The following is a 17,032-nucleotide window of genomic DNA, read 5'->3' as shown; positions in this document are numbered from 1 at the left end:
GATCGTCCATGTCCGGACCGTCCGCGAGCCTGTCTGCGCGTCGATCAATCGCGTCGTGACCCGCCGTCCGTCGGACCGCCAGGCTCGTCCGTTGGCTCGTCCGTTGGCTCGTCCGTTGGCTCGTCCGTTGGCTCGTCCGTTGGCTCGTCCGTTGGCTCGTCCGTCCGTTTCGCCTGCCGGTCGGTCCAGCACGTCCGTCGTCCATGTCTCGGACGGACGGCGACCACCGGGATGCGGCGCGCACGCGCGTGAGGCTGCCGCGCGCAGCGCAGGCAGTGCGAGCGGCAGCGAGCATGGGGGGCTCCGGGGTGGGAACCCCCCGGCCGGCCGCGGCGCAAGCCGCCCGAAGCCAGAAACAGCCAGATATCCCACAGGGCGTGAAGGGGGGAGGGCGTGGGAGACTCGCCAGTAACCTGAGCGGTCGTTAGGGAGGTCGTGCGATGGCGCGCGAGTTTGGTTCCGTGGGTGTGGTCGGGCTGGGCACCATGGGCGCCGGCATCGTCGAGGTCTTCGCGCGCAGCGGGCTGGCGGTGACCGCGGTCGAGATCAGCGACGGTGCGCTGCACCGGGGTGAGGCGACGCTGCGCGGGTCGCTCGACCGGGCGGTCGCCAAGGGCAAGCTCTCCGCCGACGACCGCGACGCGCTGCTCGGGCGGATCAGGTTCGCGGTCGGGCTGGACGCGCTGCACGACGTGGACCTGGTGATCGAGGCGGTGCCCGAGCACCTGGACCTCAAGCAGCGGATCTTCGCCGAGCTGGACCGGGTCTGCAAGCCCGAGGCGATCCTCGCGACGAACACGTCCAGCCTGTCGGTCACGGAGATCTCGGTGGCGACGGGGCGGCCGAACCAGGTCATCGGCATGCACTTCTTCAACCCGGCACCGATCATGAAGCTGGTCGAGGTGGTGCGGACGGTGGTGACGTCGCAGGACGTGGTCACCGACATCGAGGCGCTGTGCGAGCGGCTCGGCAAGGTGGACGTGACGATCACGGACCGGGCCGGGTTCATCGCGAACGCGCTGCTGTTCGGGTACCTCAACCAGGCCGTGTCGATGGTCGAGTCGCGGTACGCGACCCGCGAGGACATCGACGCGGCGATGAAGCTCGGGTGCGGGCTGCCGATGGGGCCGCTGGCGCTGATGGACCTGATCGGGCTGGACACGGCGTACGAGATCCTCGACACGATGTACCGGCGGGGCGGCCGGGACCGCCGGCACGCGCCGGTGCCGCTGATCAAGCAGATGGTGACGGCGGGGCTGCTCGGGCGGAAGTCCGGGCGGGGGTTCTACACGTACGAGAAGCCGGGCTCGCCGGTCGTGGTCGCCGACGAGCTGACCCCGGCCGTCGACGCGGAGCAGGACAAGCCGGCGCACATCGCGAAGGTCGGCGTGGTCGGCTCGGGCACGATGGCGACGGGCATCATCGAGGTGTTCGCGAAGGCCGGGTTCGAGGTCGTGTCGGTGACCCGGGGCGCGGAGAAGTCCGCGCAGGTGTGCGAGCGGCTCAAGACGTCGCTCAACAAGGGCGTCGTGCGCGGCAAGCTGACGGAGAAGGACCGCGACGCCGCGATCGGGCGGGTCACCTGGTCGGCGTCGCTCGACCACCTCTCCGACGTCGACCTGGTGGTCGAGGCGGTGGTCGAGGAGCTGTCGGTGAAGAAGGCGCTGTTCGCCTCGCTCGACGAGATCTGCAAGCCGGGGGTCGTGCTGGCCACGACCACGTCGAGCCTGCCGGTCATCGAGTGCGCGGTCGCGACCGAGCGCCCCGCGGACGTGGTGGGGCTGCACTTCTTCAACCCGGCGCCGGTCATGGGGCTGGTCGAGGTGGTCCGCACGATCCGCACGTCCGACGCGACGGTGCGGACCGCGACCGCGGTGTGCCGGGCGCTGGCCAAGCACGCGGTGGTGTGCGCCGACCGGTCGGGGTTCGTGGTCAACGCGCTGCTGTTCCCGTACCTGAACGACGCGGTGAAGATGGTCGAGGCGTCGTACTCGACGGCGGACGACATCGACTACGCGATGAAGCTCGGCTGCGGCTACCCGATGGGGCCGTTCGAGCTGCTCGACGTCGTCGGGCTGGACGTGTCGCTGGCGATCCAGCGGGAGCTGTACCTGGAGCTGCGCGAGCCCGGGTTCGCCCCGGCGCCGCTGCTGGAGCACCTGGTGACGGCGGGCTACCTGGGCCGCAAGGTCGGCCGCGGCTTCCGCGACTACTCGAAGCGCTGACCGGCGACGGCGGGGGACCGGCCGCCCGTGATCGGTCCCGTTCGGTGATCATCGGTACGCTGGAGGTGTGAGCCCACGTCGCAACCACCCTCGTCGCGACGCCGCGCCCGAGCCGATCGACCTCGAACGGGTCAAGCGCGGCGTCGAGGGGGTGCAGACGTGGAGCGACGGCGAGTGGCAGGTGCGCAACATCCCGGCCAGCGCGGCGGTGAAGGCGTACCGCTGCCCGGGCTGCGACCACGAGATCGCGCCCGGCGTGCCGCACCTGGTGGCGTGGCCCGCCGACGGCCGCGGCGACCTGGGTGACCGCCGCCACTGGCACACCGGCTGCTGGCGCGCCCGGGAACGGCGTACCCCCAACATCCAGCGCAGCCGCAGCGCCCCGCGGTACGGCTGAACCGCTACCGCTCGGACCCCGAGCGGCTGGGCGCCGGAGCGTGGACCGGTGACGAGGGCCCGGACTGGGCGGGGATGGCCGAGGCGCCGGCCGGCGCGGGCCAGCCGTCCAGCCACGTCGCCCGCTGGCGCCACACGTCGCGCCAGCCGGCGCCGGCGAGCGCGCGGACCAGTACACCCGCCGACAACAGCAGGCGGGCGAGCCTGGCGCGGCCGGGCGACCACCGGAGGCGGACGAACGTGGTCTTGCCGCGCAGCACCATGATCCGCTTGTTGACCGTGCTGGAGGCGGCGCCACCCACGTGCAGCAGCTGCGCCTCGGGGACGAGGACGGGCCGGGCGCCCAGCTCGCGGGCGCGGGCGCTGAGGTCGATGTCCTCGCTGTACATGAAGTAGTCGGGGGTGAAACCGCCCAGCTGCTGCCACAGCGGCCGGTCGATCAGCAGCAGGCAGCCGGACACCGCGGGCACCTCGCCGCCGATGGCGCGGTCGAGGCCGGGCAGCTCGTCGGGGTTGAACAGCGGCGAGCGCCGGCGCAGCGACGACAGGCCGGTGGCGAAGCAGACGTACCCCCACAGGCTCGGCAGCGCGTGCACCGAGTGACCGTCGTCGGTGTGGTCGGCGCGCAGCGTCCGGCCGGTGTAGATGCGGTGCTCGGGGTGGCTGCCGGCGAACTCGACCAGGGTGCGGATCACGTCGCCGACCGGCTCGGTGTCGGGGTTGATGAGCAGGATCCAGCGGCCGGTGGCGTGCGCGGCGCCGAGGTTGACCGCGTTGCCGAAGCCGACGTTCGTCGGCTGGCGCAGGACGCGGACCTCCGGGTAGGCGTGGCCGATCGCGGCCGCCGAGTTGTCGGTCGAGGCGTTGTCGACCACGATGATCTCGATCGGCACGGCGGTGCCCGCCTGCAGGCCCGCGAGGTTCTTGAGCGTCAGCTCGCGGGTGTTGTACGAGACGAGGACGACGCTGACGACTGGCTCAAGGCTCACTGCTGCGCTCCGACTGCTCCGCGGGTGGACGTGTCGTGGCCCCATCCGACGTCGCTGCGGCGGGCGGCCCGCGATGCGGCGGCGGTCAGCGCAACGTAGCCCACCGCCGCGGGCAGAAGCCAGGGCCTGGGGAGCACGACGTCGCGAAGCCACGAGGAGCGCGCCGCGGGACGGGCGGCACCTGCGGCGCGCAGAGCCGCGTTACCCGCTCGTACCCTGGCCAAACGCCGCACGAGGTCAGAAGTGCGGCGAGGGGTCTCGACGAGGGAGACGACCGCCGGCGTCTCGGCCTTCTCGCCGGGGGCGAAGAGCCCGTCCAGGAACAGGTCGTCGGCGACGATCTCGGGGAACGTGTCGAACCGGGCCCGCCCGGCCGCGGACAGGGCGATGACGCCGCGGCCGTAGAGCGCGTCGCGGTACGCGGGGAGCCGGCCGTTGATCGCGCTGTGCGCCTTCACCAGCAGCGGCCGGCCGCGGGTGTCCAGGGCCCGGCGCGTGGTCGCGGCGAGCAGCCCGGGCGTGCCCTCCAGGAACGCGGCGAGGGTGCGCAGGTCGGCGGCGGTCAGCGGGATGTCGGCGTCGAGGTAGACGCGGGGGAAGCCGGCCGCGACCGCGTCGCCGGCGTTCAGCGCGCCCGACTTGCCCGGCTCGGGGCGGTCGATGACCCGGACGCCGGGGCGGGCCGCGGCGATCGCGGCGGTGTCGTCGCTGCAGCCGTTGGCCACGACGGTGACGTCGATGTCGGGGGCGATGATGCCGTCGAGGCAGCGGCCGATGACCGCCGCCTCGTTGTGCGCGGCGATGACGACTGAGATCACCGGAGCTCCAGGGTCAGCGTTGGAGGGCGCCGACAGCGGCGCCGCGGGTGGTGCGGGCCGGGTGCGTGAAGCGCCACATCGCGCCGGCGGCGCCGAGCTGCAGGGCGAGCACGACCACGAAGGTGCTGAACGAGAACGAGTCGAACGTGAGGCCGGTGAGCGCCGCGATGAGCGGCACCGCCGAGATCGCCGCGCACAGGTGCCGGTCGACCTCATTCTCCGCCCGGCGGAACGCGATGATCGCCAGGAACACGCCGGCGAAGTGCAGCACCACCATCCCGGCGATGCCGAGGTAGCCGTTGTTCATGAGCGTCATCAGCCACTGGTTGTCCAGGTAGCGGTACAGCTCGGGGATGAACGTGCCGGTGCCCCGGCCCAGCCAGGGGCGTTCGGAGGCGTACTGGAAGACGATGGCGTAGTCGTCGGTGCGGCCCTTGATGCTCGGGTCGTCCTCGGCGTTGCTGAACAGCGAGCGCAGCGTGCCCAGCAGGCCGGGCCGCACCACGGACAGCACGCCGAGCAGCCCCATGCTGATGACCGCGACGTTGAACCGGAAGCGCCAGTTCCACGCCGGCCACATGCACAGCAGGGCGATGCCGACGGCGAGGATGCCGGTGCGCGACAGCGCGAGGGGGATCGAGCCGGCGATCACCAGCGTCGCGACGAGGAACAGCCGCCGCTCGAGCTTCGTCTTGGCGTACCGGGCGTAGTGGATGCCCAGCGGCACCGCGAACGCCATGACCACGCTGAACTCGATGAAGTGCCCGGTGGTGCCGGCGACGCGGATGAGGCCGCCGCCGCCGCGGTCGGCGAGGCCGACCAGCTCGCCCTGCAGGGTCAGGCCGGGGACGATGATGTTCTGCGTCAGGTCCTTCTTGGTGATGAACTGCATGATGCCCAGCAGGGCGTTGATCGCGGTGCAGTACACCAGGACCCGCTGCACGTCGTCGAGGCGCTCGCGGGTCGGCACGCCGTCGGCGGTCATGAAGACGATGCCCATGAAGGCGAGCGCGCCGAGCAGGGCGCGGTCGGCGGAGTTGGCCTCCAGCACCGGCATGCCGCGGAACTGGCCGGCCGCGTAGGACAGCAGCAGGGTCAGCGCGTAGGCCACGAACGCCCAGCGCATCGGCTGCGGGCCGGTCATCGCCAGCCGCGGGTGCAGCTTGGACAGCAGCCACCAGACGGCCAGCAGCAGGCCGATCAGCAGGCCGGGGCGGCCGACCGAGGTCAGGTCCGGCACCACGAGCCGGGACGGCAGCAGTTGGATCAGCACCACGACCAGGACGAGCAGCGACGCGGCGTCGACGTGGCTGCGCCGGCGGCGGGAGGCGTAGGTGCGCTCGTCGACGAGGACCGGCAACAGGTCGGGCGACGGGCGGTAGGCCTGGACCCGCTTCCGTTTCGGCCTGCGCTTGAAGATCCGCAGGTCGTCAGGCGCCACCGCGGCCGGTGGCGCCTGACGTGTGCGGCTCTCGCCGGCCACGGTGCTGGAGGTCAACGGTTGCGCGCCTCAGCGTCCTTGTCGCGCCCCTCCCGGCCGGCCCACGGCGTGTTGCCCAGGGGCAGGATGATGGTCGCGTCGTCGGGCTCGACCCCGCGGCGGTCGTCGTCCGGGGCGATCTCGGCCTGCCGGTAGGCCACGGTGAGGCCCGCACCGGCCGGGGCGCCGCCGTTGCCGCCGTTGCCGCTGGTGACCGTGCTCTTGATCCTCGTGCCGGTGCCGTTGACGGCGCTGATCACCGCGGTCTCGTCCTGCTTGGCGGCGGCGCCGGACCCGCCCTTGCCGGCGCCGTTGACGCGGCCGGCCGGTGACCGGTCGGTGTCGGCGATGACGTCGTCGCCGTCGTCGCCGTCCAGGTCGTCGGTCTTCTGCCGGCGCAGCAGCTGGGCGCGGGCCCGGCGGCGCAGGATGTTGTCACCGACGATGGTCACCGCCGCGGTGAGCAGCAGACCGACACCGATGATGACGACGGCGGCGCGCTTGACCTTCGAGGAGACGACCTCGATGGTGTCGCCGGCGTCGAGGACCTGGGTGCTGATCGCGCGGCCCGCCTTGGGCTTGTACCGCGCCTGCATCTCCTCGACCTCGCGGGTGATCTGCTTCTCCAGCCGCTGCACGGTGGCCTGGGCGGCCTCCGGCGTGGTGGCGGTCGCGGTCACCGTGAGGATGCTGGAGCGGTCCTCGGCGGCCACCTCGAAGGCCGAGGAGAAGCCCTCGCCCTCGATCTCCTTGTGGGTCTGGTTGGTGTTCAGCGAGATCGACAGGGCCTTGGCCATGATGTCCTCGCCGACCTCGACCCAGGTGTTGGTCGACTGCAGCTCGGCAGGCGTCAGCGGGGTGCGGTCGGCCGGCGGGATCAGCATGATCTGGCCGGTCGAGGTGTAGTCGGGCTTGATGGTGAGCAGCGCCCAGCTGGTCGCGGCGAGGGTCAAGATGATCATCGGCGCCATGAGATACCAGCGACGACCCATCAGCTTGGCGAGATCCCAGAGGTCCACGTCATCCCCTCACACAAGCGCGATCGCCGGGCGGGCGGTATTCATTTGCACTCATCACTGTCGTTGTTCTGCCTGACTGACATCCGCGGGTCCGGCTTGCCGAATGATCGCCGATCCCGCTTTGTACCTCTCACGGCGGGTGGACAGCAACTCGTCCCATAGCCGGACATAAGCCGCCGCCTGGTGTTCCCAGGCCAGAGTGTTGCGGAACCGCGCGAGCGCGACATTGCGCATCGACGCACGTGCCACCGGGTCATCGAGCAGGCGGTGCAGTGCACCGGCGAACTCCTCGGGGGTGCCGTGCTCGACGTAGACCCCGGCGTCACCGGCGCTGCGCCGGGTCTCCCGCATGTCCACACCGACGACCGGCAGTCCCCGGGCGAGGTATTCGACGGTCTTGGCCATTGTCGACACCTCGGCGTGCGCACTGCGAGGATCTGGCTGCAATCCGACGGAAGCGGTCCGCAACAGGCGGTCGATCTCCTCGACGCCGAGCCAGCCGGTGAACTCCACGACGTCCTCGAGCTTGCGCTCGACCGTCAGCGCCTTGAGGCTCTCCAGGCACTCGCCGTCACCGGCCACGACCAGCCGCCAGCCCAGCCGGCCGCGCAGCTCGACCAGGCGCTCGGCGGCCAGGATGGCGTTGTCGACGCCGTCCTGCGCGCCAAGGACACCCAGGTAGACGATGGTGTGGTCGTCGATGTCGGACAGGGCCGAGGCGACCGGCTTGACCTCGGCGGCCGACGGGCCGTTGCGGACCACGACGACCCGGGACGGGTCGCAGCCGCCGCGGCTGATCGCGAGCTCCCGGTAGGACTCGTTGGTCGACACGACCGCCGAGGCGGCGCGCTGCGACCACTTCTCGAAGCGCAGCAGCACCTTGTCCAGCAGGGAGCCGGGGCGGCCGCCGCGGGCCTGGTACACCTCGGGTGACAGGTCGTGGTGGTCGAACACCCACGGCCGGCCCAGCATCCGCATGAGCAGCGCGAGGGGGAAGAAGACGTCCGGCGGGTTGCAGACCTGCGCGGCGACGGCCCGGTCGCGCACCACGGCGGCCATCAGGTGCCAGCCGATGCAGACGAAGGACCAGGCGAACTCGACCGCGAAGGACACGGCGCCACCGGAGGACTCGTACATCCGGTACGAGCGGACCTTCGCGTCGACGGTGCCGGGCACCCGCGTGATGCGGGTGACCCCGCGCGGGCAGATCACCGTGACCCGGTAACCGGCCGCCTCCAGGGCCTTGACCTCACGGATGACCCGACGGTCGCGCTCGACCGGCAGATTCGCCACCGCGATCACGACGTGAAGTCGTGGATCCTTCACTGAGCCACCTTGCCCTTACGGTGAGCGGATCCTGTGCTGCGCTGGGGACCGCTCATCGTGCCACCGACCGGTTGAAGACCACTCCGACGGTCCGCCAGAGGATCGAGATGTCGTACCAGACCGACTTCTTCTCCACGTACTTGACGTCGAGCTCGAGGGCGGCCTTGAAGTCCAGGGTGCTGCGGCCGGAGACCTGCCACAGGCCGGTCATGCCGGGCCGGCACGCGAAGCGGCGCTCCGCCTCCGGCGGGAAGAGGTCCGCCTCCCAGGCCAGGACCGGGCGCGGGCCGACGAGGGACATCTCGCCGCGGACCACGTTCCACAGCTGGGGCAGCTCGTCGATGCTGGTGCGCCGCAGGAAGCCGCCGATGGGGGTGATCCGCGGGTCGTTCACCAGCTTGTAGACGCCCTGCTCGCCGCCGTCGACGTCGTCGTCGGAGGTGAGCATCTTCTTGACGAACTCGCGGTGCTGGGCGTCGCTGTTCTTGTTGCTCATCGTGCGGAACTTGATGATCTTGAACGTGCTCCGGTGCAGGCCCAGCCGCTCCTGCCGGAACAGCACCGGGCCCTCGCTGGTCCACTTGACCGCGAGCGCGACCGCGATCAGCACCGGCGACAGCACGGCGAGGATCGCCAGGGCCACCAACGCCTCGACGAACTGGCGCAACGACCGCCGCGGGATGAGCGAGCGGCCCTCCCGGTGCCCCTGGATGAGCCCCCAGCCGCTGCCGACCTTGCGCAGCACCCGCTGCGGCATCGGGATCTCGACCGTGGCGTCGTCCGTGAGCTCCGCCGCGCCGCTGGCCGGCTGGGGCAGGGACGAGATCACGACGGTGGCGTCGTCGGACGAGGTGTCCGCCAAGGCGTCGGAGGGTGCGTCGGAGGGTGCGGCGTCGGGTGTGGTGCTCAGTGTTGCGTCGACGGCCTGTGGCGCGGTCAACGGCGACACCTCCTCACTGTGCGTTGGTGCGACAACGAACGAGCGAGCTGACGGAGATCAGAGCGCGGTGATCGCCTTGGCGAGGTGGTCCGCGACATAGGCGACCTCTTCGTCCCGCAGGTGTGGGAAGAAGGGAAGGGAGAGGATCTCGGCGGCGGCCTGCTCGGCCGCCGGAAGGCTGACGGTCTGGTCGGTAGCGTATGCGTGCTGCCGGTGGCACGGAACCGGGTAGTGGACCCCGGTGCCGATGCCGGCCTCGTCGAGCAGGCGGCGGACGGTCTCCCGTCCGGGCACCCGCGCGACGAGGAGGTGCCACGCGCTGTCCACCCCGGGCAGCGGTGCCACCAGCGGGATGCCGTGCGCGGCGAGCGCCTCCGCGTAGACCGCGGCGACGCGCCGGCGCTGTGCCGTGCCGGCGTCCAGGTCGGCCAGCTTGCGGCGCAGGACGGTCGCCTGCAACGCGTCGAGCCGGCTGTTGCGCCCGATGTAGCGGTGTTCGTAGTGGTCGGTGCCCTCGGACCGGCCGTGGTTGGCCAGCGACCGGATCCGTGAGGCGAGCTGAGCGTCGTCGGTCACGACCGCGCCGCCGTCGCCCCAGGCGCCGAGGTTCTTGCCCGGGTAAAAGCTAAACGTTCCCGCGACCCCGTACGACCCGGCCCGCACCTTCTCACCCGGGGCGTCATGCTGGGCCGGCGCGTCGGCGCCGTGGGCCTGCGCGGAGTCCTCGATGACGGCCAGGCCGTGCTTGGCCGCGAACGGCAGCACGTCGGCGGGCGGCACCATGTGCCCGTACAGGTGCACCGGGATCACCGCGGCGGTCCGCCCGGTCACCCCGGCCTCCAGCGAGGCGGGCGTGACGAGGAGGCTGACCGGGTCGACGTCGACGAAGACCGGGGTGGCGCCGGTGGCCGCGACGGCGGAGGCGGTCGCGATGAACGTGTTGGCCGGGACCAGGACCTCGTCGCCGCCGCCGATGCCGAGCGCCCGCAGGGTCAGCTCGATCGCGTCGGTGCCGTTGGCGACGCCCACGGCGTGCGTGGTGCGGCAGTACGCCGCGAAGTCCTGCTCGAAGGCCTCGACGGCCGGCCCGCCGATGAAGCGGGAGTTGCCGGCCAGCGCCCGCACCTCCGCGACGACGTCCTCGACGATCGACGCGTGCGGCGTGGCGAGGTCATTGAACGGGATGCGCACGGACGTGAGGTCCTTTCTCAAGGCTGCGGAGCGAAAAGGCCGTGGAGCGGAAGGCTGCGGAGCGACGGTCAGACGACGGCGGGCTGGGAGAGGTTGACGGTGCGGCCGGTGGCCATCGACTCGGCGGCGGCCTCCAGGACCTCCACCACGGCGAGGCCGCGGCGGCCGTCGACCTGCGGGGTGCGGCCGGTGATCGCCGACTGCACGAAGTCACGGTCGACCTCGCTGAGCGGCTCCGTCATCGGGATGTGCGGCGCGGTGATGCCGCCGTAGCGGTACGACATCGGCACCGTGCCGTCCAGCGGGGCGCCCTGGACGCCCTTGTCGTAGATGCGCAGGCGGCCCTCGTCGAGCATGTCGTCGTACACCGCCATGCGCTGGCTGCCGACCACGGTGACGCGGCGGACCTTCGACGGGTCCAGCCAGCTGACGTGGATGTTCGCGGTGGCGCCGATCGCGCCGTACTCCAGCCGCAGGTAGGCGACGTCCTCGAACGGGGTGCCGGCGTGGCTGGCGCCCCAGGCGCTCACCGCGGTCGGCGTGCTGCCCAGCACCATGTTGATGATCGAGATGTCGTGCGGCGCGAGGTCCCACACGACGTTGACGTCGGGCTGGTAGAGGCCGAGGTTCAGCCGCGCGGTGTCGATGTAGTAGATCTTGCCGAGCTCCTCGGCGGCGACCATGTCGCGCAGGTGCTTGACCACCGCGTTGTGCTCGAAGGTGTGGCCGGTGGCCAGCGTGAGCCCGGCCTCGTCGGCCATCGCGACCAGCTCGCGGGCCTCGGCGGTCGAGGCGGTCATCGGCTTCTCGACCATGACGTGCTTGCCGGCGGCGAGCAGCCGCTTCGCGAGGGGCGCGTGCGAGCGCGGCGGCGTGGCGATGACCGCGGCGTCGATGAGGTCGATCACCTCGTCGAGGCTGGTGACGCACAGCGCGCTCGGATACATCCGGCGCAGCGGCTCGATCCGCTCCGTCTGGGCGTCGATCGCGACGACCAGGGACACCTCGGGCAACGAGGACAGCACGCGGACGTGCTTCGCTCCCCAGTAGCCGCAGCCGATGACGCCAACCTTCATGACCGACCCTGCTCCCGATGAAAAATCGTCGCGGCGCCCCCCACGGGCAGTCGCCTAGCGACACTGGCGGATAACGCGTCGGCGAGGCAAGTGGGCACTGGCAAACTCGCCGTGTCGCATTCTTTACATGCGTCTTTTAACGGAACATGAAATGCCGCTTGACGCGCTCAAGAATGACAAAAACAACAAATTACATATGTGGTACTTATGTGGCTAAACGGACAAGGATGATCTCCTGGTGCGCAGCTCAGCGTACATGTGTGCCCCGGAAGGTGAATCTCGTTCCGGGGTGCAGAGGCCTCCGTCGTTCCGGCAGGCAACGCTGGCCGAACGGTCGAGGAAATTCATGCCGTAACTCTGGAGTGGATCATAGTTCGCCTGATAATTGCTCGCGCGCCGATGACCGCAATGCCCGCGGGTCATTTTCTGTCGACATAGTCACACGGCAGCGCCACATGCCATCCGGGCGCGGCCAGCGGGGTCACCTCGATCGACACGGCGCCCTCCGGGCCGGCGGCGCAGGCGGCCCGCGCACCCTCCAGCCCGGTGTGCCAGGCGGGCCCGTCCGCCCTGGCGTTGTCCACCCGGAAGTTCACCGCGCACACGAGCAGCATCAGCGCCGCGAGGACCCGGACCCCGACCACGTCGTTGAGCAGGGCGACCACGGTGACCAGCAGCAGCAGGGCCGGCGCCACGTTGTAGCGCGGGGTGGCGATGCCGCTCAGCGCGACCGGCGCGATGTAGACCAGCGCGCTGTGCACCCCGGCCGCGACCACCAGCGTCCACCGTGGACGGATGACCTTGCGCAGGCCCAGGACCAGCAGCGCGCCGATGAGCAGCCACGCGACCGCGGCGAGCACCAGGCTGCGCGCGCTGATCGTCTGGCCGACCCACCGCTCGCCGAACAGCGCCGTCGGCACGGCGCGCAGCACGAAGCCGGTCACCGCCCGCACCGGGTCCGGCGCCAGGCCCTCCCGCTCGCTGGCCCCGGTCAGCAGCCCGAGCACCTGCAGGGCGAAGGGCACCAGGAACGCGACGGCCTTCGCCACGGCGTACCGGTCCCGGTGGAACCACAGCACGAACGCGACGAGCGGCAGGTAGACCCCGGTGAGGATGTCGCTGCCGACGACGAGCACGATCCCGGCGCAGGCGAGCACCCTGCCGGCGGTCGACTCCGGCCGGCACAGCAGGAACCAGAACAGCACGTACAGCCCGGTCCAGTGCAGGTTCGCGGGCGAGTTCAGCACGTCACCCTGCGCCATCGGCAGCACCGCGACCGGCACCGACACCACGAGCCGGGCCACCGCCGAGGACAGGTACTCCCCGCTGAGCGCGTACGCGGCGATCGCGAAGGCCGTCGTGACCAGCGCCGCGCCGATCGCGAGCGCGGCCGCGGCCTGCGCCGGCGGCAGCAGCGCGGCGACGCCGGCGACGAGCCGGGCGACGAGGTGGTAGTAGCCGGCGTAGGACGTGGTGAACGCCCCGGCACCGTCGCGCACCGCCTGGGTCAGGAAGATCTCGCCGTCCTCGGCCCAGACCGTGTCCAGGGCGCCGGGCCCGGGCTGGCGCAGGATCGACGCGGCCGTGCCGAGCACCAGCGCGCCCACGACGGCGGCGGCCTTCACCGGTGTACGGGTGCCGCGCCGGACCTCTTCGTCCCGCTCGATGACTGCGACCACGGTGCGCCCCCTACACGTACGGGCGGAAGACGGGCTTCACGGCACGGCCGACCAGGTACGCCTCGACGCCGTCGCTCAGCGCCTTCGCGTAGACGGCCAGGGCGCCGTCGACCGCCTCGATCGTGCGGTCGATGTCGGCGTCGGTGTGCGAGTAGCTCACCACGAACGACGGCGCGATCACGCCGCGGCGGATCAGCTCCTGCAGGAACAGGGTCCGGAACGCCTGCGACCGCTCGCCGCCGGCGTCCCTGGTGACGTAGATCAGGTTGCTGTCACGGCCCGCCACGCCGACGAAGTCGGCGACCCCGTGCGCCGCCGCGGCCGCCCGCACCCCGTCGGCGAGCCGCCGGCCCTGCCGGTGCAGGTGCTCGATGACCGGCTCCCGCTCGTACACGTCGAGGACCGCCATCGTCGCGGCGAGCGTGTGCGTGTCGGCACCGTACGTGGTGGACAGCAGGAAGACCCGCTCCCGGTCGGTGTGCAGGCCGCCGAGCGCCATGACGTCGGCCCGGCCGACGAGCGCGGCGACCGCGAAGCCGTTGCCGAGCGCCTTGCCGTAGCTGGTCAGGTCCGCCTGGACGCCGTGCACGTACGACGCGCCGCGCAGGTGCCAGCGGAAGCCGGTGATGATCTCGTCGAGGATCAGCAGGATGCCGTGCCGGTCGCACAGCGCCCGCAGGCCGGCGAGGAAGCCCGGCGCGGGCGGCTCGGTCGTCTCGACCTCCTGCACCAGGCAGGCGATCTGCCCGGGGTGCGCCGCGATCAGCGCCTCCACGCTCGCGAGGTCGTTGTAGCGGTACCGCAGGGTCAGCGCCCGGATCGCGTCGGGGATCCCGGCCGGCATCCCGGTCGTGCCGATGAACCAGTCGTCGGTGGAGAAGAACGGGTGGTCGGCGCAGACCGCGACGAGGTCCCGGCCGGTGAACGCGCGGGCCAGCTTCACCGCGGCGCTCGTGGCGTCGGAGCCGTTCTTCGCGAACTTCACCATCCGGTCGGGCACGCCGAGCGCGGTGCGCAGCCGCTGCGCCGCGGCCAGCTCGATGGTGGCCGGACGGCTGAAGTTGAGCCCCTCCGCCATCTGCCGCGCCGCGGCCCGCACCACCGGCTCGTAGCCGTGGCCGAGCGTGACCGAGCGCAGCCCCATCCCGTACTCGATGAACTCGTTGCCGTCGGCGTCCCACACGTGGCAGCCGCTGCCCCGGACGATGAAGCCCGGCGCCTCCTCGGGGAACTGGTCGTCGCCCTTGGCATAGGTGTGCGCCCCACCGGGGATCACCGCGTGCGCGAGGGGGCGCAGGCGGTTGGACTCGTCGAACAGCAAGACCGCTCCTACTTCTTTCCGAGCTTGGTTCCGAGCTTTCCCATGACCATCCCCCGCGTGCGCCCGTCCAGGCCGAGCAGCAGACCGGCGGAGATGCCCGTGGCCAGCACGCCGTAAACCACGAATTTCAGCACCCATGGCCCGCCGACCATGCCGGACCGGTCGATCAGGAACGGCACCAGGAAGCCCGCGGCCCCCGCGACGAACGCCGGGACGGTCGGGCCGAGGATCTGCCAGGTGTTGACCTTCAGCACCCGGACGAAGGTGATGTACATCATCAGGATGGTGATCGACAGTTCGACCGCGGACATGCCCAGCGCGATCGCGGCGACCTGCGCCCGGTCGTCGGTGGAGCCGTTCAGCAGCTGCCCGATGAAGTAGAACGTGGTGACGCCGACCACCAGCTGGAACCAGGACAGCGCGGTGTTGATGCCCGGCCGCCCGACCGCCTGGAGCGCCGGCCCGAGCAGCACGCCGTAGACGTTGACGATGCCGACGATGCACAGCAGCTGCATGGCGGTGCCGGCCGGCGACCACTCTGGACCGAGCAGCGCGACGAGCGGCTTCGCGGTGGCGGCGAGGATGCCGAGCGCCGGCAGGCCCGTCACGGCGGACACGTGCAGCATCTTGGCCAGCCGGTCACCGAGCTCGACGGGCTGTTTCTGCAGCCGGGCGAGCTCCGGCAGCGACACCTGCTGCAGAGAACGGCTGGTCACCTCGGTCAGCATGTCGGGCAGGCGCTGCGCGATGCGGTACAGACCTGTCGCGTTCGCACCGAAGAACTTGCCGATCACCAGCACGTCCATGCGGATCGCGAGGAACACGCCGACGCCGCCGAGCGCGGTCTGGGACGAGAAGCCCCACAGGTCCCTGGCCGCCCGGCGGGGCAGCCGCCAGTGCGGGCGCCAGTCGGTGACCGACCACAGCACGACCGCGCCGACGCCGGCGGTCACCAGCTGCTGTGCGACCAGGGCCCAGGCCTGGTAGCCGGCGAACGCCATCCCGATGCCGACCACGCCACCGATCGCGGTCGCGATGAGTGTGCGGATGGCGAGCGGCCGGAAGGTCATCTTCCGGCGCAGGATCGCCTCGGGGACCACGGTCAGGCCCTGCAGCAGGATCATCGGCGTCAGCGCGATGCAGATCATCGTCAGCTGCGGCTGGTCGTTGAACGCCGCCCACAGCGGTGCCAGGCCGGCAGCGAGCGCGGTCAGCGCGAGGCTGCCCCCGATGACCAGCCAGAACCCGGCGTCGAGGTGGTCGTCGTCGAGCTGCTCCCGCTGGATGATCGTGGTCAGCAGGGTCTGCTGGAGCAGCATCTGCGTGATCATCACGAACAGCAGCGCGGTCGTGACGACGCCCAGCGCGTGCGGGCCCAGCATCTTCGCCAGCACGAATGTGACGATCGTCGTGGTGCCGAGCCGGCCCGCGGTCAGCGCGTACGACCAGAAGATCGCCGACTTGAGCCGTGTGCGCGGCGCCGCTCCGGCCTCCTCCGCTTCCTGCGCCGGAGGTGGTGCAAGCGCGTTGATCTCCACGGTGCGGTCGAGGTCGACGGTGCGGTCGAGCGGATCGACGGATTGGTCGACGCCCTGACTCATGCTGGCTCCTAGGCCTGGGACTGCTGGTCAGACGGCTTGTCGGACGGCTTCTCCCACGGCGGCGGTGCGATGGGGGTGCGCGTGATCGAGCGGCGGATCCGGCCCAGTTTGGCCCGGCCGCGGCGGGTGCCCCACGAGGTGAGGAACGCCCCGGTCGCGACGGCCCGCTCGGTCACCGGCAGCTCGTTGCTGAGCAGCGCCTTGGTGATCTCCCAGGTCATCCGGGTGTGGTGGCTCTGGTCGGTGGCCGGCTTGCGCTTGCGGCTCTTGCCCTTGGCCGCGCCCGGCTCCAGCCACTCGAGCACCTCGTCGGTGTCGCGCTGGGCGCCGAACGTGTTGGTCGCGTGCATCCGGCGGAAGAACAGCCGCTGCGGCACCTGGATGAACTCGCCGCGCAGCGCCAGCTCGTGCAGCATCCGCACGTCGCTGGACAGGAACGGCCCGAGCAGCCGGGTCCTGCGCAGCACGTCGGTGCGGATCACGCCGAAGACCTCGTTGCAGAGGTTCCACTTGCGCGCGTACCAGCTGACCCGGCTGCGCGAGCGCAGGTCGTGGGTGTCCATGGCGTCGTCCCACGGGCCGATCTCGTTGCCGTCGCTGTCGATCAGCATCGTCTGCGGGAACGCCAGGATCGCCTCGGGGTGCGCGTCGAGCGCCTCCACGCACCGGCTGATCAGCGTCGGCGCGGCGAGGTCGTCGTGCGCGGCAAGGCGGAACAGCTCGCCGCGGGCCAGCTGCACCACCCGCCGGAAGTTGCCGGCCTCGCCGAGGTTCTCCGGGTTGCGGTAGATGCGGACCCGCTCGTCCTTGGCGGCGTAGCGCTCCAGGATCTCCCACGTGCCGTCGGTGGACACGTTGTCGCACACGACGATCTCGAAGTCCGGGTAGTCCTGCGCCAGCATCGACTCGATCGCGAGCGGCAGGTACTTCTCGACGTTGTACGTCGTCATTCCGATCGTCACACGGGGCTG

General features: G+C 71.2%; 14 protein-coding genes. 2 read left to right on the top strand and 12 right to left on the bottom strand.

The genetic code is table 11. The annotated features are described in order from the left end of the window. Positions 1–440: 440 nt before the first annotated feature. Positions 441–2,225, top strand: coding sequence for a 3-hydroxyacyl-CoA dehydrogenase family protein (locus tag OP18_RS29260; RefSeq protein WP_033362303.1), 1,785 nt, complete (start codon positions 441–443; stop codon positions 2,223–2,225). A gap of 115 nt (positions 2,226–2,340) precedes the next feature. Next, the gene (locus OP18_RS29255; RefSeq protein WP_389253047.1) at positions 2,341–2,622 is read left to right on the top strand and encodes a ligand-gated ion channel; all 282 of its coding nucleotides are present in this window, start codon (positions 2,341–2,343) and stop codon (positions 2,620–2,622) included. A 4-nt stretch (positions 2,623–2,626) separates the two neighbouring features. On the opposite strand, the gene OP18_RS29250 is transcribed toward OP18_RS29255, so the two are convergent. The 12 genes from OP18_RS29250 to OP18_RS29195 all read right to left on the bottom strand — a co-directional run bounded on the left by OP18_RS29250 (position 2,627) and on the right by OP18_RS29195 (position 17,023). Then, positions 2,627–3,610 (bottom strand): glycosyltransferase family 2 protein, encoded by a 984-nt coding sequence (locus OP18_RS29250; RefSeq protein WP_052387529.1) that lies wholly within the window; start codon positions 3,608–3,610, stop codon positions 2,627–2,629. Then, the gene (locus tag OP18_RS29245; RefSeq protein ID WP_052387528.1) at positions 3,607–4,428 is read right to left on the bottom strand and encodes a glycosyltransferase family 2 protein; all 822 of its coding nucleotides are present in this window, start codon (positions 4,426–4,428) and stop codon (positions 3,607–3,609) included. Before OP18_RS29245 ends, OP18_RS29250 begins: the two co-directional genes overlap by 4 nt. A 13-nt stretch (positions 4,429–4,441) precedes the next feature. Next, the gene (locus OP18_RS29240; protein ID WP_156089876.1) at positions 4,442–5,869 is read right to left on the bottom strand and encodes an O-antigen ligase family protein; all 1,428 of its coding nucleotides are present in this window, start codon (positions 5,867–5,869) and stop codon (positions 4,442–4,444) included. Between the two features lie 53 nt (positions 5,870–5,922). Further along, on the bottom strand, positions 5,923–6,927 hold the full coding sequence (locus OP18_RS29235) for a hypothetical protein (RefSeq protein ID WP_156089875.1): 1,005 nt from the start codon (positions 6,925–6,927) through the stop codon (positions 5,923–5,925). Positions 6,928–6,981: 54 nt separating this feature from the next. After that, positions 6,982–8,253: a glycosyltransferase family 4 protein gene (locus tag OP18_RS29230; protein WP_081971228.1), complete on the bottom strand. Its 1,272-nt coding sequence runs from the start codon at positions 8,251–8,253 to the stop codon at positions 6,982–6,984. A gap of 52 nt (positions 8,254–8,305) precedes the next feature. Continuing rightward, on the bottom strand, positions 8,306–9,193 hold the full coding sequence (locus OP18_RS29225) for a sugar transferase (protein WP_156089874.1): 888 nt from the start codon (positions 9,191–9,193) through the stop codon (positions 8,306–8,308). Between the two features lie 57 nt (positions 9,194–9,250). Continuing rightward, entirely contained in the window at positions 9,251–10,384 is a 1,134-nt protein-coding gene (locus tag OP18_RS29220; RefSeq protein WP_033362300.1) for a DegT/DnrJ/EryC1/StrS family aminotransferase, read from the bottom strand. 68 nt (positions 10,385–10,452) lie between these two features. Then, positions 10,453–11,460 carry a Gfo/Idh/MocA family protein gene (locus OP18_RS29215; protein ID WP_033362299.1) on the bottom strand — a complete coding sequence of 336 codons (1,008 nt, stop codon included), beginning with the start codon at positions 11,458–11,460 and terminating at the stop codon, positions 10,453–10,455. Between the two features lie 419 nt (positions 11,461–11,879). Then, positions 11,880–13,139 (bottom strand): hypothetical protein, encoded by a 1,260-nt coding sequence (locus tag OP18_RS29210; RefSeq protein WP_156089873.1) that lies wholly within the window; start codon positions 13,137–13,139, stop codon positions 11,880–11,882. Positions 13,140–13,149: 10 nt separating this feature from the next. Beyond that, the gene (locus OP18_RS29205) at positions 13,150–14,460 is read right to left on the bottom strand and encodes a glutamate-1-semialdehyde 2,1-aminomutase (protein ID WP_052387524.1); all 1,311 of its coding nucleotides are present in this window, start codon (positions 14,458–14,460) and stop codon (positions 13,150–13,152) included. Positions 14,461–14,468: 8 nt separating this feature from the next. Beyond that, entirely contained in the window at positions 14,469–16,061 is a 1,593-nt protein-coding gene (locus OP18_RS59860) for a lipopolysaccharide biosynthesis protein (protein ID WP_033362297.1), read from the bottom strand. Between the two features lie 8 nt (positions 16,062–16,069). Continuing rightward, positions 16,070–17,023, bottom strand: coding sequence for a glycosyltransferase family 2 protein (locus OP18_RS29195; RefSeq protein WP_162189853.1), 954 nt, complete (start codon positions 17,021–17,023; stop codon positions 16,070–16,072). Positions 17,024–17,032: the final 9 nt, after the last annotated feature.

Origin of the sequence: Dactylosporangium aurantiacum, from assembly GCF_000716715.1 — a bacterium.
In the GTDB taxonomy this organism is placed as follows: domain Bacteria; phylum Actinomycetota; class Actinomycetes; order Mycobacteriales; family Micromonosporaceae; genus Dactylosporangium; species Dactylosporangium aurantiacum.
Note: the sequence above shows the minus strand (reverse complement) of the source record. Positions and strands in the feature narration are given on the sequence as shown.

What these genes read in the sequence shown, in the direction of transcription:
- OP18_RS29260 (WP_033362303.1), top strand. Translation starts at nt 441, where the DNA reads ATGGCGCGCGAGTTTGGTTCCGTGGGTGTGGTCGGGCTGGGCACCATG.
- OP18_RS29215 (WP_033362299.1), bottom strand. Translation starts at nt 11,460, where the DNA reads ATGAAGGTTGGCGTCATCGGCTGCGGCTACTGGGGAGCGAAGCACGTC.
- OP18_RS59860 (WP_033362297.1), bottom strand. Translation starts at nt 16,061, where the DNA reads ATGAGTCAGGGCGTCGACCAATCCGTCGATCCGCTCGACCGCACCGTC.